Here is a 21,795-nt window from a genome sequence, read left to right as displayed (position 1 = left end):
ACGAGCCGCCGTTGTTCTCGCGAGTGCAGGGGGCATCACTGGTAGTGCATGGGTGGCTTTGCGCCAACCTAGGCTGCGCTGACCACCCCAGTCGCCGTCACTCGCCCCCGCAGCTCCTCGTACACCGCGGGGTCGAACTCGCCTGCGGCGGGGGCCCGTACCGTCGCCGCCGACAGGGCGACCGCGCGGGTCAGGCGGTCCGGCCAGGGCAGGTGCTCGACCAGGCCCGAGAGCAGGCCCGCGACCGCCGAGTCGCCCGCACCGGTCGGGTTGCCGGGGACGCGGCCCGGCGGGCCGGCGCGCCAGCGGCCCTCGGGGGTGACGGCCAGCAGGCCCTGTGGGCCGAGGGAGGCGACGACCGTGTGGGCGCCGCGGCGGCGGGCGTCCTGGGTGGCGCGCAACGGCTCGTGGGAGCCGGTCAGTTCGGCCAGTTCGTCGGCGTTCGGCTTGATGAGGTCGGGGCGGGCCGCCACTCCGCGGCGCAGGGGTTCGCCGCTGGTGTCCAGCAACACAAAAACGCCGTGGGAGCGGGCGGCGCGGACCAGGTTCGCGTACGCCCCCACCGGCACGCCCGGCGGCAGGCTGCCGCACAGAGCCACCGCGGAGGCGCCGGGCAGCAGTTCCTCGTAGCGGTCCAGGAACGCGCCCCACTCGGCCGGCTCGATCTGCGGGCCCGGTTCGTTCAACTGGGTCGTGTCACCCGAGAGTTCGTCCACGACCGCGATCGTGCGCCGGGTCGCCCCCGCGACCGGGACCAGCGCGTCCGTCACCCCGGGTACATCGGCGAGCCGGTCGCGTATCTCCCGGCCGGTCCCGCCGCCCGCGAACCCCGTGACCGTCACCTCGTGTCCGAGCGCGGCCAGCACCCGGGCCACGTTCACGCCCTTGCCGCCGGGCCGTTCGATGACCTCCGAGACCCGGTGCGAGGCGTGCGGCCGTAGCGACCGCACGCGATAGGTGAGGTCGAGAGCGGTGTTCAGCGTGACCGTGAGGATCACCCGGGCCGACCTCCCTCGAAGTCCCTGCGCCTGTCATCGGTTCCGGGGGCACGATCATGCCAAACAGACGGCGGCCGGCCCAGTCATGAGTCGGCCGCCGTCCAGGGAAAAGACGGGCAGATCAGGCCAGTTGGGGCGGGATCACCAGCCACTCGCCCCGCCGCATCACACCCTTGAGGCCGAAGTCCGCGTCCAGCACCAGCAGGTCGGCGTCCTTGCCCGGCTCCAGCGAGCCGATGCGGTCGGAAAGGCCCAGGAGACGGGCGGGGTTGACCGACAGGGCCTGTACGGCGTCCTCGACCGACAGCCGGTCGACGGTCACCGCCCGCTTGAACGCACGGTCCAGGGTCAGCGTGGAGCCCGCGATCGAGCCGCCCTCCACCAGCCGGGCCACGCCCTCGCTGACCTCGACCTCCAGCGGGCCGAGCATGTAACGGCCGTCGCCGATCCCGGCCGCGTCCATCGCGTCTGTGATGAACGCGACCCGGTCCGCGCCCGCGCGGTGGAAGGCCAGCTCCAGCGCGGCCGGGTGGAGATGCGTGCCGTCGTTGATCAGCTCGACGGTGACCCGCTCGTCCTCCAGCAGGGCGGCGATGGGACCGGGGGCGCGGTGGCCGAGGGCGGGCATGGCGTTGAACAGGTGGGTGGCGACCGTGGCGCCCGCGTCGATGGCCTCGACCGTCTGCTCGTACGTGGCGTCCGTGTGCCCGATCGCCGCGATGACCCCGTGCTCGGCGAGCAGCCGTACGGAGTCGATGCCGCCCGGCAGCTCGGTCGCGAGCGTGACCATCTTCGCCTTGCCGCGCGCTGCGTCGATCAGCTTGCGGACCTCGGCCGGGTCCGGGTCGCGCAGCAGTGCCTCGGAGTGCGCGCCCTTGCGGCACGGCGAGATGAACGGCCCCTCGAAGTGGATGCCCGCGATCTCCCCCTGCTCGGCCAGCTCGCTCAGCAGCCCGGCCTGCGTCGCCAGCAGGTCCATCTCGTCGGTGACGGTGGAGGCGACGAGGGTGGTGGTGCCGTGCAGGCGGTGGGTGCGGATGGCCTTCATGATGTCGTCCGGGGTACCGGAGAAGGAGGCTCCGCCGCCGCCGTGGTTGTGGATGTCGACGAAGCCCGGTACCAGCCAGTGGCCGGTGAGGTCGAGCGTCTCGGCGCTCTCGGCCGTCCCCGCCACGATCTTCGTGCCCTCGACGCAGACGCGCCCGTCGTCCACCACTCCGCCGGGCAGCACCACCCGAGCACCTGTGAGAACCAAGCTGGGAGCCATCAGGCGCTTACCTCCGGAGTCGTAGAAGTGGTTGTCGTGGCCAGCAGGTCGCGGGCCAGCAGGCCGGCGCCCAGGCAACCGGCGGTGTCGCCGAGGGCGGCGGGGACGATGGTCGGGAGCTTCTGGAAGGTGACCCGGCGCCGGACGGCGTCGCGCAGCGGTGGGAACAACACTTCCCCCGCCTCGGCGAGCCCGCCACCGATGATCAGGGTGCGCGGGTCCAGCAGGGTGAGCGCGGTGACCAGGCCGTCGGCGAGCGCGTCGACCGCCTGCTGCCACACCCGGACGGCGTTCGGGTCGCCGGACGCGACGGCCTTGGCGCAGTCGGCGGCATCCGCGTCCGGGTCCCCGCAGGCCGCCGCCCAGGCCTCGCTGACGGCGGACGCGGAGGCGTACCGCTCCAGGCAGCCGTGCTGCCCGCAGGGACACGCGATCCCGCCGGGCCGTACGACCACATGGCCGATCTCGCCCGCGAAGCCGTGCGCGCCCGCCTCCACCCGGCCGTCGATGCCGATGGCGCCCGCGATCCCGGTGCCGAGCGGCACGAACAGGAACCGGTCGGCGCCCCTGCCCGCGCCGATCCGGCCCTCGGCGAGACCGCCGGTGCGCACGTCGTGGCCGAGGGCGACGGGGATGCCGAGCCGCTCGGTGAGCAGGGCGCGCAGCGGTACGTCCCGCCAGCCGAGGTTGGCGGCGAAGGAGGCGATGCCCTGCTCCTCGTCGACGATGCCGGGGACCGCGATGCCGGCAGCGGCGGCGGCCACGCCGTAGTGCTCGACGCCGTACGCGTGCAGCTCGGCGGCGAAGTCGAGGATCGCCCCGACCACCGCGTCCGGTCCGCGCTCGCGTCCGGTGGCGCGGCGGGCGCGGTGGAGCAGCACGCCGTCGTCGCCGACGAGGGCGGCCTTCATCCCGGTACCGCCCACGTCCAGGGCGATGACATGTCTCACCACGGGCCCTAGTGTGGCCCTCCCACCCGCGAGAGGTCTAGTCCACTCACGTGGTGTAGACCTTATGTGTCCACATGTTGAACGGTCAGACAGCAGGGTTGGGGTTTTGAGGGTGCGTCGGCGTACGGCAGGAACGATCGCGGTGGTGTCCGCACTGGGCATGGCGGCGGTCCTCGGCGGCTGCGGGAGTACGGGCTCCTCCGACGTGACCCTGAGACTCGTCGCCGCCGACTACGGCGACTCCCCCGCCAACAGCTCGAAGAAGTACTGGGACACCCTGGCCAAGGAGTACGAGTCCAAGCACCCCGGTGTGAAGATCGACGTCAGCGTGTACTCCTGGAACGACGTCGACGCCAAGGTCGAGGACATGGTCGCCGCCGGCCACGCCCCGGACCTGGCCCAGATCGGCGCCTACGCCGACTACGCGGCCGCCGGCAAGCTCTACCCGGCCTCCGACCTGCTCTCCATCCCCACCCAGGCCGACCTCCTCGCCCAGCTCTCCGAGGCCGGCCAGTGGAACCACACGCAGTACGGCATACCCTTCGCCGCCTCCACGCGCGTGCTCTTCTACAACAAGACCCTGTTCGCCAAGGCCGGCATCACCCCGCCCACCACCTGGGACGAGCTGGCCGCCGACGCCAGGGCGCTCAAGGACAAGGGCGTGAAGTACCCCTTCGCGCTGCCGCTCGGGCCCGAGGAGGCCCAGGCCGAGACCATGCAGTGGCTGCTCAGCGGCAGCAGCGGCAGCAGCGGCACCAACGGCGGCAACGGCTACACCGACGACATCGGCACCTACACCATCGACTCCGCGCCCAACGTCCAGACCTTCACCTGGCTCAAGGACGAGCTGGTCGGCAAGGGCCTGACCGGGCCGGTCGCGCCCGGCAGGCTCAACCGCGCGGACGCCTTCGCCGCCTTCGCCGACGGCCAGGTCGGCATGCTCAACGGGCACCCCACGCTGATCCAGCAGGCCGAGAAGAAGGGCGTGCAGTTCGGCATGGTGCCGATGCCGGGGCGCACCGGCACATCCAGGGCGTCCATGGGCGTCACCGACTGGATGATGGCCTTCAAGCAGAACGGTCACCGCGACCGGATCGGCGACTTCCTCAACTTCGTCTACAGCGAGAAGAACGTCCTGGCGTTCTCCCGCGAGTACGGCCTGCTGCCGGTCACCGGCTCGGCCTCCAACACCATGAGCGCGTCGGACGCCCCGACCGACAGCCCCCTGCACCCCTTCCTCGACCAGCTGCCGACCTCCGAGCTGTACCCCGCCGGCAAGACCTCCTGGGCGACGGTCAGCGCGGCCGTGAAGCAGAACATCGGCCAGGCCGTCGCCCCCGGCGGCGACCCCGCCGGCGTCCTGACCCGCCTCCAGGCGACGGCGACGGCGGCGGACAGCAGCGCCAGGAACTGAGCGCGGCTGTCAGTCCCCACCGCTACGGTGACTTCCATGGAACTGCCCCCCCGCGAACAAGCCATCCTCGCCCTGGAGCGCCGCGGCTTCCCCGGCCCCGGCGCGAAGGAGCGAGCGATACGCGAGGAACTGGGCCTGTCCCCGGTCCGCTACTACCAGCTCCTGAACGCGCTCCTGGACGACGAGCGGGCCCTGGCAGCGGATCCGGTGACGGTGAACCGCCTGCGGAGGGTGCGGGAGACCCGGCGCACGGAACGCTGAACCGGCCGCGCGGGCGCTCGTTCGGCCGACCGAGAAGGCCCCAGGAGTGAGGCCGGGCGAGCCTGGATAGTGTCGCTGTATGGACCCTCTGCCGACCCCGCAGACCCAGCCCGGCCGGGACGGACTCGCCGCGCTCCTGGCAAAGCCGTCCGCCGCGATCGTCGGCCTGGACTTCGACGGCACACTGGCCCCCATCGTCGCCGACCCCGAACAGGCCCGCGCCCACCCCGAGGCCGTACCGGCCCTCGCCGCACTCGCCCCGAAGGTCGCCTCCGTCGCCGTGATCACCGGACGCCCCGCCGGCGTCGCGGTCCGCTACGGCGGCTTCGCCGGCGTCCCCGGCCTGGAGCACCTGACCGTCCTCGGCCACTACGGCGCCGAACGCTGGGACGCGGTCACCGCCACCGTCACCGCCCCGCCCCCGCACCCCGGCGTCGCGGCGGCCCGCGCCGAGCTGCCGGGCGTGCTGGACCGCGCCGGCGCCTGGCGCGGCACCTGGATCGAGGAGAAGGGCCGGGCGGTCGCGGTGCACACCCGCCGCGCCGACGACCCGCAGGCCGCGTTCGAGGCCCTGCGCGGCCCCCTCACCGACCTCGCCGCCCGCCACGGCCTGATCGTCGAACCCGGCCGGCTGGTCCTGGAACTGCGCCCGCCGGGCATGGACAAGGGGGTGGCCCTCGCCGACCACGTCCGCAGGACCGGCGCCGAGTCCGTCCTCTACGCCGGCGACGACCTCGGCGACCTCCCCGCCTTCGCCGCCGTCGACGAACTCCGCGCCGACGGCGTCCCCGGCCTCCTGGTCTGCAGCGGCAGCACGGAGGTCACGGAGCTGGCGGAACGCGCGGACGTGGTGGTGGACGGCCCGCCCGGCGTCGTACACCTGCTGCGGACCCTCGCGGCTCAGCTGGACTGAAGCTCCTCCAGCGCCCGCAGCTGATCCAGGAACCACTGAGCGGGCGGCAACGCGGTGGCGGCCGCGGCCAGCCGCTTCGACCGCTCCGCCCGCTCGTCCGCCGGCATGCTCAACGCGGAGTGCAACGCGTCGGCCGTACCCCCGATGTCGTACGGGTTCACCACGAGGGCGTCGGCGCCCAGCTCCTCGTACGCCCCCGCCTCCCGCGACAGCACCAGCGCACAGCCCTCGTCGGAGAGGACCGGCACCTCCTTGGCGACCAGGTTCATGCCGTCCCGGATGGGGTTGACCAGCGCCACGTCGGCGAGCCGGTACGCGGCCAGGGAACGGGCGAAGTCGTCCTTGACGTGCAGCACGACCGGCGTCCAACCGGGCGTGCCGTAGGTCGAGTTGATCTCCTCGGCCACCCGCTGGACCTCGGCGGTGTAGTCCCGGTACACGGCGAGGTCCTGCCGCGACGGATATGCGAACGCCAGATGCACCACCCGCTCCCGCCATTCGGGACGGTCCTCCAGCAACTGCCGGTACGCCAGCAGACCGCGCACGATGTTCTTGGACAGCTCGGTGCGGTCGACGCGCACGACGGTCCTGCGGCCTTCGCCGATCTCCGCGCGCAGCGCGGCCATCCGCTCGTCCACATCGGGCTCGTGGGCCCGCTTGCGCAGGAAGTCGGCGTCCGCGCCGAGCCCGTGCACACCGACCCGCAGGGCCGGGGCCCCGGGTCCCAGGACCGCGTGACAGCACTCCGTGAACGCGTCCGCCCAGCGCCTGGTCAGGAACGCCGCCCGGTCCGCGCCCAGGATGCCGCGCAGCAGCTCGGCGGCGATGTCGTCGGGCAGCAGCCGGAAGTACTCCGGCGGCGCCCACGGGGTGTGCGAGAAATGGCCGATCCGCAGGTCGGGGCGCAGCTCGCGGAGCATCCCCGGCACCAGGCACAGGTGGTAGTCCTGCACCAGCACCGCCGCACCCTCGGCCGCCTCCTCGGCCAGCGCCTCGGCGAACGCCCGGTTGTAGGCCTCGTACGCCGCCCACTGCCGCCGGAACTCCGCGTCGAAGACCGGCTCCAGCGGGGTCTGGTACAGCATGTGGTGCACGAACCACAGCACCGAGTTGGCGATGCCGTTGTAGGCGTCCGAGTGGACCTGCGCGTCGATGTCCAGCATCCGCACCCGCTGCCCGCCGGTGTCCTCGTCCGGCAGCAGCCCGCCGCCCGAGCGCCGTACGGCCTCCCGGTCCCCGTCGCCGAGCGCCGCGCACACCCACAGCGAGCCCGCGTCCGATCCGATGGCCGACAGCCCCGAGACCAGCCCGCCGCCGCCCCGTTTGGCGGACAGCGAGCCGTTCTCGTCCACCGTGTACGAAACCGGGCCGCGGTTGGACGCGACCAGCACCTGAGCCTTCTCGGCAGCACCCTGCGTGGAAGCCATGGTCCTCAACCTAGCCCGGCCCGGAAACGCTCAAACGTACGGCCACGCCGGGTGTCGCCGCCGTATACGAACTCAGGCCACCCGGCGCTCGGCGTACTCGGCGATCTCCACCATCGGCGGCCGTTCCTCGGTGTCCACCGAGTAGGTGCGCGGCTCGAAACCGTCCTCGCCCCGCTCGAACTGGGTGAGGGAGGGGCGGATCAGATGGCCCCGGGCCAGCCTCAGCTGGGCCGTGCGGTAGATCGCCGCGGCCATCCGGCCCAGCGCCTGCCCGTCCTGGTGGCGGTGCTTGCGCACGCCCACGTCCACCTGCGCCAGCGCGTTGAGACCCACCAGGTGCAGGGCGTCCACCAGCATGCCCAGTTCCACGCCGTACCCGACCGGGAACGGCAGCTGTTCCAGCAGTGAGCGCCGGGCCGCGTACTCGCCGCCCAGCGGCTGCACGAATCCGGCCAGCTGCGGCCAGTGCATGTTCAGCAGCGGGCGGGCCATCAGCTCGGTGACCCGGCCGCCCTGGCCGGCCGTCCCGGCGAGCGGACGGTCGTACATCGCCTTGACCAGGTCCACGTCCGGCTCGGTGAGCAGCGGGCCGACGATCCCGGTGACGAAGTCGGGGGAGAACTCCTTCAGGTCCGCGTCGACGAAGCAGACGATGTCCCCGCTGGTCACCAGCAGCGAGCGCCACAGCACCTCGCCCTTTCCGGGGACGGCGGGGATGCGGGGCAGGATCTCGTCCCGGTGAACGACCCGGGCGCCCGCGGCGGTGGCGACCTCGGAGGTGCGGTCGGTGGAGCCGGAGTCGACCACCACGATCTCGTCGACGAGCGGGACCCGCTCCAGGAGGTCGTGGCGGATGATCGCGACGATGTCGCCGACCGTCTCCTCCTCGTTGAGCGCGGGCAGCACGACGGACACCGACTGGCCCGTACGCTGCTTGGCGGCCAAGATCTTGTGCAGCGGGCGATCGGTCACGGACCAGGAGCGGGTGCTCAGCCAGCGCTCGACTTCTTCCAGCACGGTCGGCGGCTCCTCACTGTTGTCTCGCGGTTCGGACGACTCTCTCAACTGTCTTGGCCTTCGGTTACAGTCTTGAACAACGCTGGTGACCATCGCATGTCGGGGGTCAGCCAGGCGCTCACAACCGCATACCGCTCATCCAGAGGGGCAGAGGGACACGGCCCGATGAAGCCCCGGCAACCCCCCTGAGCCGCACTCGTTCACGCGAGGCTCCCGGCCAGGGAAGGTGCCAAATCCGTCTCACGGCGAGGTGCGTCGTGAGGAAGATGAGGAGAAAGGGCCTCGCCTCCATGGCTGTGCAGACAGTTGCAAGCTCCGCCGATTCCACCGTCGACCTCGGCCCCGCCGCGGCCCTGAGCTGTCGCGAGTGCGGTCACCGCGTCCCGCTCGGCCCGGTGTTCGCCTGCGAGGAGTGTTTCGGCCCGCTGGAGATCGCCTACGACTTCTCCGCCTACGAGACCGAAGAGCTGCGCCGCCGTATCGAGTCCGGCCCCGCGAACATCTGGCGGTACGCGCCGCTGCTGCCGGTCCCGGCCGACGTCGCCGACAAGCCGAACCTGAACCCGGGCTGGACCAAGCTGGTCAAGGCCGACAATCTCGCGGCCGAACTCGGCGTCACCGGCGGCCTGTTCGTCAAGGACGACTCCGGCAACCCGACCCACTCCTTCAAGGACCGCGTGGTGGCCCAGGCCCTGGAGGCCGCGCGCGCCTTCGGCTTCACCACCCTGTCCTGCTCCTCCACCGGCAACCTCGCCGGTGCGGTCGGCGCCGCCGCCGCCCGGGCCGGCTTCCGCTCCTGTGTGTTCATCCCGCACGACCTGGAGCAGGGCAAGGTCGTCATGGCCGCGGTCTACGGCGGCGAGCTGGTCGGCATCGAGGGCAACTACGACGACGTGAACCGCTTCTGTTCCGAGCTGATCGGCGACCCGGCCGGCGAGGGCTGGGGCTTCGTCAACGTCAACCTGCGGCCGTACTACGCGGAGGGCTCCAAGACCCTCGCGTACGAGATCTGCGAGCAGCTCGGCTGGCGGCTGCCCGACCAGATCGTGGTCCCGATCGCCTCCGGCTCCCAGCTCACCAAGATCGACAAGGGTCTGCAGGAGCTGGTCAAGCTGGGTCTGGTCGAGGACAGGCCGTACAAGATCTTCGGTGCGCAGGCCGAGGGCTGCTCGCCGGTGTCGACCGCCTTCAAGGCCGGCCACGACGTCGTACGGCCCCAGAAGCCGAACACCATCGCCAAGTCCCTCGCCATCGGCAACCCGGCCGACGGGCCGTACGTCCTGGACATCGCGCGCCGCACCGGCGGTGCGGTGGAGGACGTGACGGACGAGGAAGTCGTCGACGCCATCAAGCTGCTGGCCCGCACGGAGGGCATCTTCGCGGAGACGGCGGGCGGCGTGACCGTGGGCGTCACCCGCAAGCTGCTCAAGGACGGCGTCCTGGACCCGACGAAGACCACGGTGGTCCTCAACACCGGCGACGGCCTGAAGACCCTTGACGCGGTGGCCGGGACCGGCCTCACCGCCACCATCCGACCGACCCTGGACTCCTTCCGAGAGGCTGGCCTCGCATGAGCGTGACCGTTCGCATCCCGACCATCCTGCGCACCTACACCGGCGGGCAGGCCGAAGTGGCCGCCGAGGGTGCCACCCTCGCCGAGGTCATCGAAGACCTGGAGAAGAACCACACCGGAATCGCCGCGCGCGTGCTGGACGACCAGGGCAAGCTCCGCCGGTTCGTGAACGTCTACGTCAACGACGACGACGTGCGCTTCGAGCAGGGCCTGGAGACCGCGACCCCGGACGGCGCCGGCGTCTCCATCATTCCGGCCGTCGCCGGCGGCTGATCGTTACCTTGGGTAACTTCAGTTACGCATTGTTCATCGAATTGCCCCCTCCGTGAGAGAAGCGGAGGGGGCAATTCTGCGTGATTGAGCGCGGTAGAGTTGGGGAACGCGCTCTCGACACGACCGGTCGGGAGCCCTGTATTCATGCCGGACGCCCGACAAGAAGTGGCCAAAGTGCGCGGGCTTTATGCGGCTTTTGTGGTGGTTTGTGGGGCCCGACTTGCCCTGAAGTCGGGTGAATTCACACTACATTCCGGACCGTTCCCGTCCAGAATTCTCGTCCGATTGACCTGTTGCAGACGGCAGTTGGACAGATACATTCAGCCGCGGTCGACGCGTTCCGGCGCACGCCCCCGACCGATGGGGGGTGAGGTCTGACCCGGGTCCGCGAAGTGTGGATCTGTGCAAGGGCCAGTAATAGGGGAGTTAGGCATGGCTCAGGGCACCGTCAAGTGGTTCAACGCGGAGAAGGGGTACGGCTTCATCGCGGTCGACGGTGGTGCGGATGTTTTCGTCCACTACAGCGCGATCCAGATGGACGGTTACCGCACCCTGGAAGAGGGGCAGCGGGTCGACTTCGAGATCTCGCAGGGCCAGAAGGGCCCGCAGGCGGACATGGTCCGGCTGGCGACCAGCTGAAGCACGCGTCGACTGTCAGCGACGTTCTTCGTTCATCTTCGCAGGGCCCGCACCTCGCTCGGGGTGTGGGCCCTGCGTCATGCCCGGGGTCCGGTGTTCGCGGGCGGCTGACGGGGTGCCGTACCCCGTAGGGCGCTTGCCCCACCCGTCGCCCGACCACCACCCCTCAACGAACCCGCTTCGCGGGTGCGCCTTGCACTCGTGCATGCCGAGTGCTAATCATTGGCGTTAGCACTCTGAAGGTGAGAGTGACAGTGAAGGACCGGGTCGGTGAGGCCCGCAGGCCAAGTGGGGCAAGGAACCACGCGGCCGGCGAGCCGTCCGTCGCGGGCGCGGGCGCGGTCCGAAGGAATCACCCCCAGTCCTGGAGGGACCACTTCACATGGCCAAGATCATCGCGTTCGACGAGGAGGCGCGGCGCGGCCTCGAGCGCGGCATGAACCAGCTCGCGGACGCCGTCAAGGTGACGCTCGGCCCCAAGGGCCGCAACGTCGTCCTCGAGAAGAAGTGGGGCGCCCCCACGATCACCAACGATGGCGTCTCCATCGCCAAGGAGATCGAGCTCGAGGACCCGTACGAGAAGATCGGCGCCGAGCTGGTCAAGGAAGTCGCCAAGAAGACGGACGACGTCGCCGGTGACGGTACGACCACCGCGACCGTGCTCGCCCAGGCCCTGGTCAAGGAGGGCCTGCGCAACGTCGCCGCCGGTGCCAACCCGATGGCGCTGAAGCGCGGTATCGAGAAGGCCGTCGAGGCCGTCTCCGCCGCCCTGCTGGAGCAGGCGAAGGACGTCGAGACCAAGGAGCAGATCGCCTCCACCGCGTCCATCTCCGCCGCCGACACCCAGATCGGCGAGCTGATCGCCGAGGCCATGGACAAGGTCGGCAAGGAAGGCGTCATCACCGTCGAGGAGAGCAACACCTTCGGTCTGGAGCTTGAGCTCACCGAGGGCATGCGCTTCGACAAGGGCTACATCTCCGCCTACTTCGCGACCGACATGGAGCGCATGGAGGCGTCGCTCGAGGACCCGTACATCCTCATCGCCAACTCCAAGATCGCCTCCGTCAAGGACCTGCTCCCGCTCCTGGAGAAGGTCATGCAGTCGGGCAAGCCGCTGCTGATCATCGCCGAGGACGTCGAGGGCGAGGCCCTGTCGACCCTGGTCGTCAACAAGATCCGCGGCACCTTCAAGTCCGTCGCCGTCAAGGCCCCGGGCTTCGGTGACCGCCGCAAGGCCATGCTCGGCGACATCGCCATCCTCACGGGCGGCGAGGTCATCTCCGAGGAGGTCGGCCTCAAGCTGGAGAACGCGACCCTGGACCTCCTGGGCCGCGCCCGCAAGGTCGTCATCACCAAGGACGAGACCACCATCGTCGACGGCGCCGGCTCCTCGGAGCAGGTCAACGGCCGCGTGAACCAGATCCGCGCCGAGATCGAGAACAGCGACTCGGACTACGACCGCGAGAAGCTCCAGGAGCGCCTGGCCAAGCTCGCGGGCGGCGTCGCGGTCATCAAGGCCGGTGCCGCCACCGAGGTGGAGCTCAAGGAGCGCAAGCACCGCATCGAGGACGCCGTCCGCAACGCGAAGGCGGCCGTCGAGGAGGGCATCGTCGCCGGTGGTGGCGTGGCCCTGCTGCAGGCCTCCCAGGTCTTCGAGAAGCTGGAGCTCGAGGGTGACGAGGCGACCGGCGCCAACGCCGTGCGCATCGCGCTCGAGGCCCCGCTGAAGCAGATCGCCGTCAACGCCGGCCTCGAGGGCGGTGTCGTGGTGGAGAAGGTGCGCAACCTGACCCCGGGCCACGGCCTGAACGCCGCGACCGGCGAGTACGTCGACCTGGTCGCCGAGGGCATCATCGACCCGGCGAAGGTGACCCGCTCTGCCCTGCAGAACGCCGCCTCCATCGCCGCGCTGTTCCTGACCACCGAGGCCGTCATCGCCGACAAGCCGGAGAAGGCCGCCGCGCCGGCCGGCGGCGGCATGCCGGGCGGTGACATGGACTTCTGATCCTTTCCGGATCACCTGTCCTTTTCGAGGGCGGCATCCCCAGCTTCCGGCTGGGGGTGCCGCCCTCGGGCGTTTGCCCGGCCTAGGCGCTCGGCGCGACCGCCACCGACAGCGTGTCGCCCGGCTTCAGCCTGTTGTAGAGCCATACGGCGTTCTTCGTGTCGAGGCCGATCCAGGTGCCGGTTCGGGGGGCGCAGGTGAGTGAGCCGACGTAGAGGCTGGACCTGTCGGTGCCGCGGAGTTCGACCACGTACGGTTCCGCCACCTTGCAGGCGGACTTGGCGAGTCCGTCGACCGTGTCCCGTGTGAGGTCGAGTTTCGCGGCGACGGTCAGCAGGCCGGTGGTGGGGCCGGTCGGGTAGCCCGAGGTGATCGGCATGACCCGGCCGTCGACGGTCAGGGTCCGCTTCTCGAAGTTCACCATGCCGGTGACCGGGGTCGCGAGAGGGGTGGCGGAGGAGGAGGGGGACGGGAGCCGGGGAGCGGTGGCGGCCGGGGTCTGGCGGTGGGCCGGAGCGTCGTCGCCCGAGTCGAGTGTCAGCGCGAAGGCCGCCAGGGCGAGGGCAGCGGCGCCCGTGCCGACGGTGAGAGCAGTGCGACGACGCCGGCTCCGGCGGACGGCGCGGCGCCGGATCCCGGGGGCGGCGACGGACGGCGGGGTCTCGTTCGCCTTCGCCAACTCGCGGAGTGCGCCGGTCAGTTCATCCGTGGTGAGGTCATCCGACACGGCCGCCCTCCTTCCGTACCGGCTCATCGGCCTCGTCCGTGCCCAGCTGCTTGGCCAGTGCCGCCCGGCCCCGGGACAGCCGGGCCTTGACCGTGCCCACGGGCGCGCCGGTCTCGGAGGCTACCTGCTCCACACTCAGGTCGCACAGATGATGCAGGACGATCGCCAGCCGCTGCGCCTGGGGCAGTTGGCGCAACGCGGCCACCAGCGCGGCGTGTTCGGGGCCGGGTCCCGGCGTCGACTCGGGCGGGGCGTGCCGCCGTACCAGTTCCAGCCAGCGCCTGGCGCGCCGCCAGCGGCTGACCGCCAGCCGTACGGCGACCGTGCGGATCCAGGCCTCGGGTGCGCTGTCGGCCAGGAAGGACTTCCGCCGGTCCCAGGCCCGTACGAACGCCTCCTGCACCACGTCCTGGGCCTCGCCGTGGTCTCCGGTGAAGGCGTACAGCTGCCCGGTCAGACGGGGGAAGGCGGCCGCGTAGAAAGCGTCGAACTCGTCCTCGGTCATGCCCTCCGCCGGAGTCTTGCCGCGTCTTGCTGGGTCTTGCTGCGTCTGTCTGGGTCTTTCGTTTCCCGTGCAACCCACCTGCCCCGCCCGTGCGTACAGGTCCCGTGGGCCGCGTACGCGGCGTACATCGAAACACACGCGACCCAAGGAGAAGACGATGCGGACGGGTGCCCGGATCCATGACGACTTCGCCGCCTGTGCGCGCGCCTGCTGGCCCCGCCTCCTCGTCACCGCGCGGTTGCTCACCGAGGACCTGTCCGAGGCGGACGCTCTGGCGCGGCGGACGCTGATACGGGTGTACGCGCGCTGGCGCCGCGTTCCGCGCAACGACGTGGACTTCCATGTACGGCGTCAGCTCGTGCGGAGCTGGTTGCGGCGGCCGTGGCCGCTCGGCCGGCGTGCCGACCGGCAGCGGGCCGTGCTGGTGCTGCGGTACGGGGAGGGTCTGCCGGACGGGCAGATCGGTCAGTTGCTCGGCATCTCCAAGGGGGCGGTGCGCCACTTCGCCAGGCGCGGGGCGAAGGCGGCCGGGGGTGACGAACAGCGGCTGCGCGAGGCCTACGCCGCCGCGGCTCGTGACGTGGTTCCCGGCCCGCCTCCGCTGGACGCGGTGACCGCGCGGGGGCAGGTGTGGCGGCGGCGCCGGGCCGCGGCGGTCGCCGGTGGCTGTGCGGTGGCGCTGGCGGCCGGGGGTTTCGTCGCCGTCGGCGGGATCGGTGTGGTCGGTGGGGCCGGCGACGGAAGGCCGTCCGGTACGGCCGCGGGCCGGGACGCGGGGTCCGTACGGATCGTGGCGCCGGGGGAGCGGGTGCAGGCGGCGCCCGGCGTGGAGATGTGGCTGACCGCGGACGGCAGCCACTGGTCGACCCCGGAGCAGTCCGACCAGTTCCGCGGCCTGGACGCCTACCCGAGCCACAAGCCGGGGGTCTCCGTGCAGGCGGCGCCGGTGAAGGGCCGGTACTTCCTGTCCGGCCTGTACTACGGCGTCACCGGCGACCCGGGACGCGTCGAGCTGAGCACCGGCCACGGCGAGGTCGCCGCCAAGGTGCTCACCCTGGCGGGCAGCCCCGGCTGGGGCGTCTGGTACGCGAGTACGTCGCTGTCCGCGCGGGACACCAAGGCGCTCTTCGTCCAGGGCATGGCGATGCCGCGGGGCGTCGGGAGCGCCGAGAGCGGTTCGGACGGCGTGGGCAGGGCGGGCGGCGAGGGCGGTATTGGTGTCACGGTCTACGACGCCGCGGGCGCCGTCGTGGCACAGCTGCGGAACGGGGGGTGGCGGGCATGACCCCGGAGCTGAAGGAGGCGCACGAGAAGGAGCCCGGGGAGGCGTCCGAGAAGGTGCCCAAGGAGACGCCGAGGCCCGCGAGTTCGCGCCGTATCCCGCTCCGCGTCCGGCTGCGCCGCAACCGGGGCCGTATCGCGCGCCGGCTGCTGGCCGCCTTCCTGATCCTGCTCTTCCTGCTGTGCGGCGCGGTCGTCGTCGCGTACCAGCTCACCGTCATTCCCGATCCGCACCCGGAGACGGTCGTCCAGAGCACCGTCTTCCTCGACGAGAAGGGCGACTACCTGGGCCGCCGGGGTCCGGTCGACCGTCAGGACGTACCGCTGTCGCAGGTGCCGCGGTATGTGCAGGACGCGGTGATCGCCGCCGAGAACCGTTCCTTCCGGACCGACTCCGGAGTCTCCCCGAAGGCCATCGTCCGCGCCGTCGGGGCGGCGCTGACCGGCGGCGAACGGCAGGGCGGTTCCACCATCACCCAGCAGTACGTCAAGAACGCGCTGCTCAGCCCCGAGCAGTCGCTGTCCCGCAAGGCCCGCGAGGCGCTGATCGCGGTCAAGCTGGACCGCACCCGCTCCAAGGACGAGATCCTGGCGGGCTACCTCAACACCGTGTACTTCGGCCGGGGCGCCGCCGGCATCCAGTCGGCCGCGCGCAACTACTTCGACGTCGACACCAAGGACCTCACGGTCTCCCAGGGCGCGGCCCTGGCCGCCGTCATCAACCTCCCCTCCTACTACGAGAAGGCCGGCTCGGACCCGAAGGTCACGGCGACGCTCCAGCGCCGCTGGGCGTGGGTGCTGGACGCGATGGCGGCGAGCGGGAACATCACGGCGAAGCAGCGGGCCGAGGCCCGTTTCCCGGCGTTCCGGTTCTATCCGCCGGGGGCCACCGACGGACAGCGGCAGTACCTGATCGACATCGCGGCGAAAGAGGCCGCCGACCGGCTCGGCATCACCGAGGACCAGCTGGCGCGCGGCGGCTACACCGTGCACACCACCTTCGACCTCACCCTGCAGGACGCCACGGCGGAACAGGTCAAGGATCTCAAGCCCGCCAAGGGCGGCGTACGGCTGCACACCGCGGTCGTCGGCATCGCGCCCGGCGACGGTGCGGTGCGGGTGCTGTACGGCGGGTCGGACTACGCTCGGCAACCCTTCAACGACGCGGTGAGCGGTGCGGTGGAGGCGGGCACGGCGATGACGCCGCTGGCGCACCAGGGGTTCGGGGCGCCGCTCACCGGGTTGCCGAAGACGGCCGCGCCGACACCGCTGAAGCTCACGTCGGCGTACGCGGCGGTCGCGGCCGACGGCATGTACGCCGCGCCGTACACCGTCGCCCGCATCACCCACGGCGGCCGGACCGTCTACTCCGCGCATCCCGACCGCCACCGGGTTCTGCCCGAGAAGGCCGCCCGCCCGGTGGGCGCGCCGGTCGCCGGCGCTCCGGCGAACCTGTTCACGGCGGGCGCGGGCGGCGGCAGCACCCGCCGCACGGTGTGGACCGTGGCCTACGACAGCCGGTTCACCCTGACCGTCGCCCTCTTCGCCGACCAGCCGGGCAAGAAGAAGGGCACGACGGTGCCCGCGCAACTGCCGACGGATCCCGCACCGACGGAGTTCACGCAGCAGACGGCGACTCAGCTCTGGGGGCGCCTGAGGTGAACAGGAGGAGGCGGCGGCGGGCGAGCGGCCCGCCGTGCGGCGGCCGAACCGGGACAGTGTGAGCGGTGTCACGTAAAGGCTTCTGCAGGCTCGGAATGTGGGGCAGCGCATAGGTGATTACTTAAGGAGCTGCAACAATGCGTGCTCACATACCGCTCGGTTAACCCCGTCTCTCACGAGGAGCCCCCACGTGACCGTCACGACGCCCGCCTCCCGCGCGGCCCAGGTCCTGTCCCGCCCGATCGCGCTCAACGGTCTCACCGTCCCCAACCGGATCGTGATGGCGCCGATGACCCGCATGTTCTCCCCGGGCGGCATCCCGGGTGAGGACGTGCGCTCGTACTACTCCCGCCGGGCCGCGGCCGGAGTCGGCCTGATCGTCACCGAGGGCACGTACGTCGGCCATGAGTCGGCCGGCAACAGCGCGCGCGTGCCCCGGTTCCACGGGGAGGAGCAGCTCGCGGGCTGGGCGAAGGTCGCCGAGGACGTGCACGCGGCGGGCGGCACGATCGTCCCCCAGCTGTGGCACATCGGCATGGTCCGCAAGGACGGCGAGGCCCCCTTCCCGGACGCCCCCGCGATGGGCCCGTCCGGCCTGGTCGCGGCGGACGCCGAGCCGGCCGGCAAGGCGATGACGCAGGCGGACCTGGACGACGTCATCGCCGCGTTCGCCAAGGCCGCCGCGGATGCCGAGCGCATCGGCTTCGACGGCGTGGAGCTCCACGGCGCCCACGGCTACCTCCTCGACCAGTTCCTGTGGGAGGGCACCAACCGCCGTACTGACGCCTACGGCGGCGACGCGGTGGCCCGCACCAAGTTCTCCGCGGAGATCGTCGCCGCGGTCCGCGCCGCGGTCTCCCCGGAGTTCCCGGTCATCTTCCGCTACTCGCAGTGGAAGCAGCAGGACTACACCGCCCGCCTTGCCGAGACCCCCGAGGAGCTGGAGGCGATCCTCACCCCGCTCGCCGCGGCCGGCGTCGACGTCTTCCACGCCTCCACCCGCCGCTACTGGCTGCCGGAGTTCGACGGCTCCGACCTGAACCTGGCCGGCTGGACGAAGAAGCTCACCGGCAAGCAGGTCATCACCGTCGGCTCGGTGGGCCTCGACGGCGAGTTCCTGGGCGCTTTCCAGGGCCAGGGCTCCGAGGTCAAGGGCATCGACAACCTCCTCGACCGCATGGAGGCCGACGAGTTCGACATGGTCGCCGTGGGCCGCGCGCTGCTCCAGGACCCGGAGTGGGCGGCCAAGGTGCTCTCCGACCGCCTCGACGAGCTGAAGCCGTACGACGCGGCGTCGCTGAAGACGCTCAGCTGAGACGCCCGAGGCCTACAGGTTGCCCATCGGCCCGATGTCGACGTGCACGGGGGTGCCCCACACCCGCAGCACCTCGTAGTCGGTGAACTCGTGCACGAGCCGGTAGGCCATGGCGGGCCGCGATCCGCGCCGCTGAGCGGCGAGGTACGCCTCGGCCTCGTGCCGGTCCCTCCTCGGTGTCCCGCACAACTGCCACTCGTGCCCGTTCCACGCCTCCGGCAGCCAGCGCTGCTGCGGCTGGGGCCGGTCGGCTCGGACCCCGTAGCGGGAGGGTGCGGTGGCGGTGGGCGCGGTTCCGGTCCGGCCGCCCTGGAACTCCGACCGCCGGGCGGCCCGGCGCCGGGTCTCACAGAGCAGGCACAGATCGGGCGCGCTCTCGTCGACGGGGCCCTGCGGATGCTCGGGGCAGCGGGTGCTGGGCGCGCCGCTCCCGACGCTCTCCTCCACCAGATCGAGCGCCCTGCGCATGTCGGCCTTGATCTCGTGCAGCCGGGCGTCCGGGGTGTCGGCGGTCAGCGCCTCCCCGTGCTCCCCGAGAAGCCGCAGGGCCCTTCCCAGGGCGGCGAGCTGAGCGTGGTTCATGTCAGCCAAGGGTACGAGAGCGGCCCGACGATCACCTGGGCGAAGAGGGGAAGGCGACGGGGTCGTAGGGTGTGGCCGTGTTGCCGAGTCGAGTGGTTGACGCCCTTCAGCGTTTCAATGACGCCCACCCCTGGGACCACAACGCGCACCATCACCCCTGGCTGCTACGGCAGTTGCCCAGGCGGTTCCGCACCGCCCTGGACGTGGGGTGCGGGAGCGGGGACCTGGTTCGGCTGCTGGCCCGGCGGGCGGAGTCGGTCGTCGGGGTGGATGCCGAGCCGCAGATTCTCGGGAAGGCGCAGCAGCTCACGGCCCCCGACGCTCCCGTCACCTACACCCTCGCCTCCGCCCCGCACGGTCTTCCGCCCGGCCCTTTCGACGTCATCACCTGTGTGGCCGTACTCCATCACCTGCCCTTCGCCGAGACCCTCGACCGGCTCAAGGAAGGGCTGGCTCCGGGCGGAACCCTTGTCGTCGTCGGCTGTGCGCAGGCCGCCACGCCCCTCGATCACGCGCTCGGGCTGGTCGCCGTACCGCTCAACGCGCTGACCGGGTGGGTGAAGAATCGCGGGCGGGCGGTCACTCACCGGCCCGTGTCCATGACCGCGCCCACCCGGGAGCCCGGGATGACGTACGACGAGGTCGAGCGGGAGGCTCGCCGGCTGCTTCCCGGGGCCCGGTTCCGGCGGCGGCTCTTCTGGCGTTACACGCTGATCTGGCGGGCGCCCTGACAGCCGTACCTCAGCGGCCCCGATGGATCAGGCAGCCGTGGCCAGGAGCTTCGGCTTCTTCATACCGGGGCGGCGACCCGCCCGGGCCGGGCGTCACTCCGGTGCCGCCACCCGCCGGCGGCGCGGGAAGCCGACCACCAGCCCGAGCACGCCGGGCAGGGCCCGCAGTCCCTCCGCGTCCACCGCCGCCGGGTCGGCGAGGGTCAGCCGGAGGCGCGTCATGCAGTGGGCCACGGCGGTGATGTTGGCCGGGCCGCCGACCCGGGTGAGGAGGGCGGTTGCGGTGGAGGCGGGGTCGTTGCGCACGCCCCGAGCGTGCGGGTCAGCGGGCCGCGTGCGCCAGCGCGGCACGCAGATGGCCGCCGGACTCCTCCAGAAGGCGGGCGGCCGTCGGGCCGTCGACACCGGCGAGGAGGGCGAGGATCGCGTGCTTCACCTCGCCGCCGGACTCGGTGAGGGCCTTCTCGATCTCCTCGTCCGAGGCGCCCGTGGCCAGGGAGACGATCCGGCGGGAGCGGGCGCGGAGTTTGTCGTTGGAGGCGCGGACGTCGACCATCAGGTTCCCGTAGGTCTTGCCGAGCCGGATCATCGTGATCGTCGACAGCATGTTCAGGACCAGCTTCTGGGCCGTGCCCGCCTTCAGGCGCGTGGAGCCGGTGATCAGTTCGGGGCCGACCACGACCTCGATGCCGTGCTCGGCGGCTGCCGCGAGCGCGCTGTGCTCGTTGCAGGCCAGGCCGACGGTCAGCGCGCCCAGGGCCCGGGCGTGCTCGACGGCGCCGATCGCGTAGGGGGTACGGCCGGAGGCGGAGATGCCGACCACGGTGTCGGCGGGGGTGAGCCCCAGCGCGTCCAGGTCGCGGCGGGCCAGTTCCCCGGAGTCCTCCGCGCCCTCGACGGAGGTCACCATCGCCTCCGGGCCGCCCGCGATCACGCCGACGACCTGCGCGGGGTCGGTGTTGAAGGTGGGCGGGCACTCGGAGGCGTCCAGCACGCCGAGCCGGCCGGCGGTGCCGGCGCCGGCGTAGATCAGCCGTCCGCCGCGGGCCATGCGCTCGGCGACGGCGTCGATGGCGGCGGCGATCCGGGGCAACTCGGCGGCGACGGCGGCGGGTACTCCGGCGTCCTCGCCGTTCATGAGGCGGGCGATGTCGAGGGTGGGAAGGCGGTCGATCTCGGCGAGCTCGGGCCGGAAGGCTTCGGTCGTCAGGGAAGCCAACTGCTGACGCAGGTCATGGGAGGTCATGGGGGGTGGCTCTCTCAGGTCTGGGTGCCGTTGTGCGTGCTGTTGCCCACCCGGGGTCGGTCACCTGGGGCCGGTCACCTCGGTCGGTCACCTGCGGCCGGTGCGATGCCGGTGAGCGAGCGCCTCGTACGACGCCGCCAGCGCGGGCGCCGCCGTCTCGTACGTGCGCTGGGCCACTCCCACGAACAGGCAGTCCACCACGAGCAGTTGACTCGTCCGCGAGGACATCGCGGCGGGTCGCAGCTCGCTCTCCCGTGAGGTGGACGTGGTCAGTACGTGGTCGGCGTACTGGGTGACCGGCGAGTCCGGCCGGCCGGTGATGGCCACGGTCGTGGCCCCGTGCTCGAAGGCGACCCGCAGCGGCTCGATGACGTCCCCCGTCGAGCCCGAGTGGGTGATCGCGATCGCCACATCGCCCGAGCGGAGCTGCACCGCGTTGGTCACGGCGAGGTGCGGATCGCTGTGGGCGTGGGCTATGAGGCCTATGCGAAGCAGCTTCTGGGTGAGGTCCTGGGCGACGAGCCCCGAGGCCCCTATGCCGTACACATCGGTGCGCCGGGCCCCGGCCAGCGCGCTCACAGCGGCCCCGAGCTGGACGGTGTCGAGCCCGGAGGCCGTGTCGGCGAGGGTCTGCTGCTCCTCGTAGGCGAGTTTGGTGACGACGTCGGCGATGGGGTCGTCCACCGCGATGTCGGTCGTGATCGCGGGCGCCCGGCCCGACTGCTGTTGCGCGGCGAGCCCGGCGAGGGCGAGCCGCAGGTCGCGGTAGCCGGGGTAGCCAAGGAGCCGGGCGGTGCGGACGACCGTGGCCTCGCTGGTGCCGGTGAGCTCGGCGAGGCCGGTGACCGTGAGGGCGGCGCAGCCGGCCGGGTCGCTCGCGACGGCCTCCGCGACGCGCTGCATGGAGCGGGTCATGGACGGGGCGAGGGTGCGCACCTTGGCGGCAAGGGAACCGCCCGGGCTGCCGAAAGTTTCCTTCACGTCCTTGGTCACGTATGAAAGGTATTTT

General features: G+C 71.7%; 22 protein-coding genes and 1 riboswitch. Of the genes, 11 read left to right on the top strand and 11 right to left on the bottom strand.

The window, feature by feature from the left end; all coding sequences use genetic code 11:
* Window positions 1-68 precede the first annotated feature (68 nt).
* The 3 genes from ACWCQS_RS19315 to ACWCQS_RS19305 form a co-directional block, all read right to left on the bottom strand.
* A complete protein-coding gene (locus tag ACWCQS_RS19315) occupies window positions 69-998 on the bottom strand; it encodes a 1-phosphofructokinase family hexose kinase (RefSeq protein WP_451005523.1) in 930 nt (309 codons plus the stop codon).
* 121 nt (window positions 999-1,119) lie between these two features.
* Window positions 1,120-2,265, bottom strand: coding sequence for an N-acetylglucosamine-6-phosphate deacetylase (gene nagA, locus ACWCQS_RS19310; RefSeq protein ID WP_451005522.1), 1,146 nt, complete (start codon window positions 2,263-2,265; stop codon window positions 1,120-1,122).
* A complete protein-coding gene (locus ACWCQS_RS19305) occupies window positions 2,265-3,215 on the bottom strand; it encodes an ROK family protein (RefSeq protein ID WP_451005652.1) in 951 nt (316 codons plus the stop codon). The genes nagA and ACWCQS_RS19305 overlap by 1 nt, the downstream gene beginning before the upstream one ends.
* 112 nt (window positions 3,216-3,327) lie before the next feature.
* Here ACWCQS_RS19305 and ACWCQS_RS19300 point away from each other — a divergent pair, with 112 nt between their 5' ends.
* The 3 genes from ACWCQS_RS19300 to otsB all read left to right on the top strand — a co-directional run bounded on the left by ACWCQS_RS19300 (window position 3,328) and on the right by otsB (window position 5,803).
* The gene (locus ACWCQS_RS19300; RefSeq protein WP_451005651.1) at window positions 3,328-4,629 is read left to right on the top strand and encodes an ABC transporter substrate-binding protein; all 1,302 of its coding nucleotides are present in this window, start codon (window positions 3,328-3,330) and stop codon (window positions 4,627-4,629) included.
* A gap of 36 nt (window positions 4,630-4,665) precedes the next feature.
* Window positions 4,666-4,890: a DUF3263 domain-containing protein gene (locus tag ACWCQS_RS19295; RefSeq protein WP_450983069.1), complete on the top strand. Its 225-nt coding sequence runs from the start codon at window positions 4,666-4,668 to the stop codon at window positions 4,888-4,890.
* A 79-nt stretch (window positions 4,891-4,969) separates the two neighbouring features.
* Entirely contained in the window at window positions 4,970-5,803 is an 834-nt protein-coding gene (gene otsB, locus ACWCQS_RS19290; protein ID WP_451005521.1) for a trehalose-phosphatase, read from the top strand.
* On the opposite strand, the gene ACWCQS_RS19285 is transcribed toward otsB, so the two are convergent.
* The gene (locus ACWCQS_RS19285) at window positions 5,791-7,230 is read right to left on the bottom strand and encodes an alpha,alpha-trehalose-phosphate synthase (UDP-forming) (protein WP_451005520.1); all 1,440 of its coding nucleotides are present in this window, start codon (window positions 7,228-7,230) and stop codon (window positions 5,791-5,793) included. The genes otsB and ACWCQS_RS19285 overlap by 13 nt on opposite strands.
* A 72-nt stretch (window positions 7,231-7,302) precedes the next feature.
* Window positions 7,303-8,247, bottom strand: coding sequence for a glucosyl-3-phosphoglycerate synthase (locus ACWCQS_RS19280; protein WP_451005519.1), 945 nt, complete (start codon window positions 8,245-8,247; stop codon window positions 7,303-7,305).
* 132 nt (window positions 8,248-8,379) lie between these two features.
* A riboswitch (SAM riboswitch) is annotated at window positions 8,380-8,520 on the top strand.
* A gap of 17 nt (window positions 8,521-8,537) precedes the next feature.
* Here ACWCQS_RS19280 and thrC point away from each other — a divergent pair.
* From thrC to groL, 4 genes are all read left to right on the top strand, one after another.
* On the top strand, window positions 8,538-9,821 hold the full coding sequence (thrC, locus tag ACWCQS_RS19275; protein WP_451005518.1) for a threonine synthase: 1,284 nt from the start codon (window positions 8,538-8,540) through the stop codon (window positions 9,819-9,821).
* Window positions 9,818-10,093, top strand: coding sequence for a MoaD/ThiS family protein (locus ACWCQS_RS19270; protein ID WP_076087077.1), 276 nt, complete (start codon window positions 9,818-9,820; stop codon window positions 10,091-10,093). The genes thrC and ACWCQS_RS19270 overlap by 4 nt, the downstream gene beginning before the upstream one ends.
* A 432-nt stretch (window positions 10,094-10,525) precedes the next feature.
* Window positions 10,526-10,732 carry a cold-shock protein gene (locus ACWCQS_RS19265; RefSeq protein ID WP_019057200.1) on the top strand — a complete coding sequence of 69 codons (207 nt, stop codon included), beginning with the start codon at window positions 10,526-10,528 and terminating at the stop codon, window positions 10,730-10,732.
* Window positions 10,733-11,114: 382 nt separating this feature from the next.
* Window positions 11,115-12,737 carry a chaperonin GroEL gene (gene groL, locus ACWCQS_RS19260; RefSeq protein WP_451005517.1) on the top strand — a complete coding sequence of 541 codons (1,623 nt, stop codon included), beginning with the start codon at window positions 11,115-11,117 and terminating at the stop codon, window positions 12,735-12,737.
* An 82-nt stretch (window positions 12,738-12,819) separates the two neighbouring features.
* Here the strand turns inward: groL and ACWCQS_RS19255 are convergent, their stop codons facing one another.
* On the bottom strand, window positions 12,820-13,464 hold the full coding sequence (locus tag ACWCQS_RS19255; protein ID WP_451005516.1) for a hypothetical protein: 645 nt from the start codon (window positions 13,462-13,464) through the stop codon (window positions 12,820-12,822).
* Window positions 13,454-13,969 carry a SigE family RNA polymerase sigma factor gene (locus tag ACWCQS_RS19250; RefSeq protein ID WP_451005515.1) on the bottom strand — a complete coding sequence of 172 codons (516 nt, stop codon included), beginning with the start codon at window positions 13,967-13,969 and terminating at the stop codon, window positions 13,454-13,456. Before ACWCQS_RS19250 ends, ACWCQS_RS19255 begins: the two co-directional genes overlap by 11 nt.
* A gap of 157 nt (window positions 13,970-14,126) precedes the next feature.
* Between ACWCQS_RS19250 and ACWCQS_RS19245 the strand changes: the two genes are divergently transcribed.
* The 3 genes from ACWCQS_RS19245 (at window position 14,127) to ACWCQS_RS19235 (ending at window position 18,227) form a co-directional block, all read left to right on the top strand.
* Entirely contained in the window at window positions 14,127-15,254 is a 1,128-nt protein-coding gene (locus ACWCQS_RS19245) for a sigma factor-like helix-turn-helix DNA-binding protein (RefSeq protein ID WP_451005514.1), read from the top strand.
* Window positions 15,251-16,912, top strand: a complete 1,662-nt coding sequence (locus ACWCQS_RS19240; RefSeq protein WP_451005513.1) for a transglycosylase domain-containing protein — start codon at window positions 15,251-15,253, stop codon at window positions 16,910-16,912. Before ACWCQS_RS19245 ends, ACWCQS_RS19240 begins: the two co-directional genes overlap by 4 nt.
* 190 nt (window positions 16,913-17,102) lie before the next feature.
* A complete protein-coding gene (locus ACWCQS_RS19235) occupies window positions 17,103-18,227 on the top strand; it encodes an NADH:flavin oxidoreductase (protein ID WP_388630652.1) in 1,125 nt (374 codons plus the stop codon).
* Between the two features lie 12 nt (window positions 18,228-18,239).
* On the opposite strand, the gene ACWCQS_RS19230 is transcribed toward ACWCQS_RS19235, so the two are convergent.
* A complete protein-coding gene (locus tag ACWCQS_RS19230; protein ID WP_451005512.1) occupies window positions 18,240-18,809 on the bottom strand; it encodes a hypothetical protein in 570 nt (189 codons plus the stop codon).
* A gap of 71 nt (window positions 18,810-18,880) precedes the next feature.
* Here ACWCQS_RS19230 and ACWCQS_RS19225 point away from each other — a divergent pair, with 71 nt between their 5' ends.
* Complete coding sequence (locus ACWCQS_RS19225; RefSeq protein ID WP_451005511.1) at window positions 18,881-19,540, top strand: class I SAM-dependent methyltransferase; 660 nt, start codon at window positions 18,881-18,883, stop codon at window positions 19,538-19,540.
* A 93-nt stretch (window positions 19,541-19,633) separates the two neighbouring features.
* On the opposite strand, the gene ACWCQS_RS19220 is transcribed toward ACWCQS_RS19225, so the two are convergent.
* The 3 genes from ACWCQS_RS19220 to ACWCQS_RS19210 all read right to left on the bottom strand — a co-directional run bounded on the left by ACWCQS_RS19220 (window position 19,634) and on the right by ACWCQS_RS19210 (window position 21,779).
* Window positions 19,634-19,846 (bottom strand): PTS glucose/sucrose transporter subunit IIB, encoded by a 213-nt coding sequence (locus tag ACWCQS_RS19220; RefSeq protein WP_451005510.1) that lies wholly within the window; start codon window positions 19,844-19,846, stop codon window positions 19,634-19,636.
* 16 nt (window positions 19,847-19,862) lie between these two features.
* The gene (gene murQ / locus ACWCQS_RS19215) at window positions 19,863-20,786 is read right to left on the bottom strand and encodes an N-acetylmuramic acid 6-phosphate etherase (protein ID WP_451005509.1); all 924 of its coding nucleotides are present in this window, start codon (window positions 20,784-20,786) and stop codon (window positions 19,863-19,865) included.
* A gap of 87 nt (window positions 20,787-20,873) precedes the next feature.
* Window positions 20,874-21,779, bottom strand: a complete 906-nt coding sequence (locus tag ACWCQS_RS19210; protein ID WP_451005508.1) for a MurR/RpiR family transcriptional regulator — start codon at window positions 21,777-21,779, stop codon at window positions 20,874-20,876.
* Window positions 21,780-21,795: the final 16 nt, after the last annotated feature.

This window comes from Streptomyces sp. NPDC002076, assembly GCF_053593835.1.
Note: the sequence above shows the minus strand (reverse complement) of the source record. Positions and strands in the feature narration are given on the sequence as shown.

Excerpts from the sequence above, each read along its gene's own strand:
- ACWCQS_RS19265 (WP_019057200.1), top strand. The coding sequence starts at position 10,526 with ATGGCTCAGGGCACCGTCAAGTGGTTCAACGCGGAGAAGGGGTACGGC.
- ACWCQS_RS19285 (WP_451005520.1), bottom strand. The coding sequence starts at position 7,230 with ATGGCTTCCACGCAGGGTGCTGCCGAGAAGGCTCAGGTGCTGGTCGCG.
- ACWCQS_RS19245 (WP_451005514.1), top strand. The coding sequence starts at position 14,127 with ATGCGGACGGGTGCCCGGATCCATGACGACTTCGCCGCCTGTGCGCGC.
- thrC (WP_451005518.1), top strand. The coding sequence starts at position 8,538 with ATGGCTGTGCAGACAGTTGCAAGCTCCGCCGATTCCACCGTCGACCTC.
- ACWCQS_RS19250 (WP_451005515.1), bottom strand. The coding sequence starts at position 13,969 with ATGACCGAGGACGAGTTCGACGCTTTCTACGCGGCCGCCTTCCCCCGT.
- ACWCQS_RS19270 (WP_076087077.1), top strand. The coding sequence starts at position 9,818 with ATGAGCGTGACCGTTCGCATCCCGACCATCCTGCGCACCTACACCGGC.
- murQ (WP_451005509.1), bottom strand. The coding sequence starts at position 20,786 with ATGACCTCCCATGACCTGCGTCAGCAGTTGGCTTCCCTGACGACCGAA.
- ACWCQS_RS19295 (WP_450983069.1), top strand. The coding sequence starts at position 4,666 with ATGGAACTGCCCCCCCGCGAACAAGCCATCCTCGCCCTGGAGCGCCGC.
- otsB (WP_451005521.1), top strand. The coding sequence starts at position 4,970 with ATGGACCCTCTGCCGACCCCGCAGACCCAGCCCGGCCGGGACGGACTC.
- ACWCQS_RS19240 (WP_451005513.1), top strand. The coding sequence starts at position 15,251 with ATGACCCCGGAGCTGAAGGAGGCGCACGAGAAGGAGCCCGGGGAGGCG.
- groL (WP_451005517.1), top strand. The coding sequence starts at position 11,115 with ATGGCCAAGATCATCGCGTTCGACGAGGAGGCGCGGCGCGGCCTCGAG.
- nagA (WP_451005522.1), bottom strand. The coding sequence starts at position 2,265 with ATGGCTCCCAGCTTGGTTCTCACAGGTGCTCGGGTGGTGCTGCCCGGC.
- ACWCQS_RS19230 (WP_451005512.1), bottom strand. The coding sequence starts at position 18,809 with ATGAACCACGCTCAGCTCGCCGCCCTGGGAAGGGCCCTGCGGCTTCTC.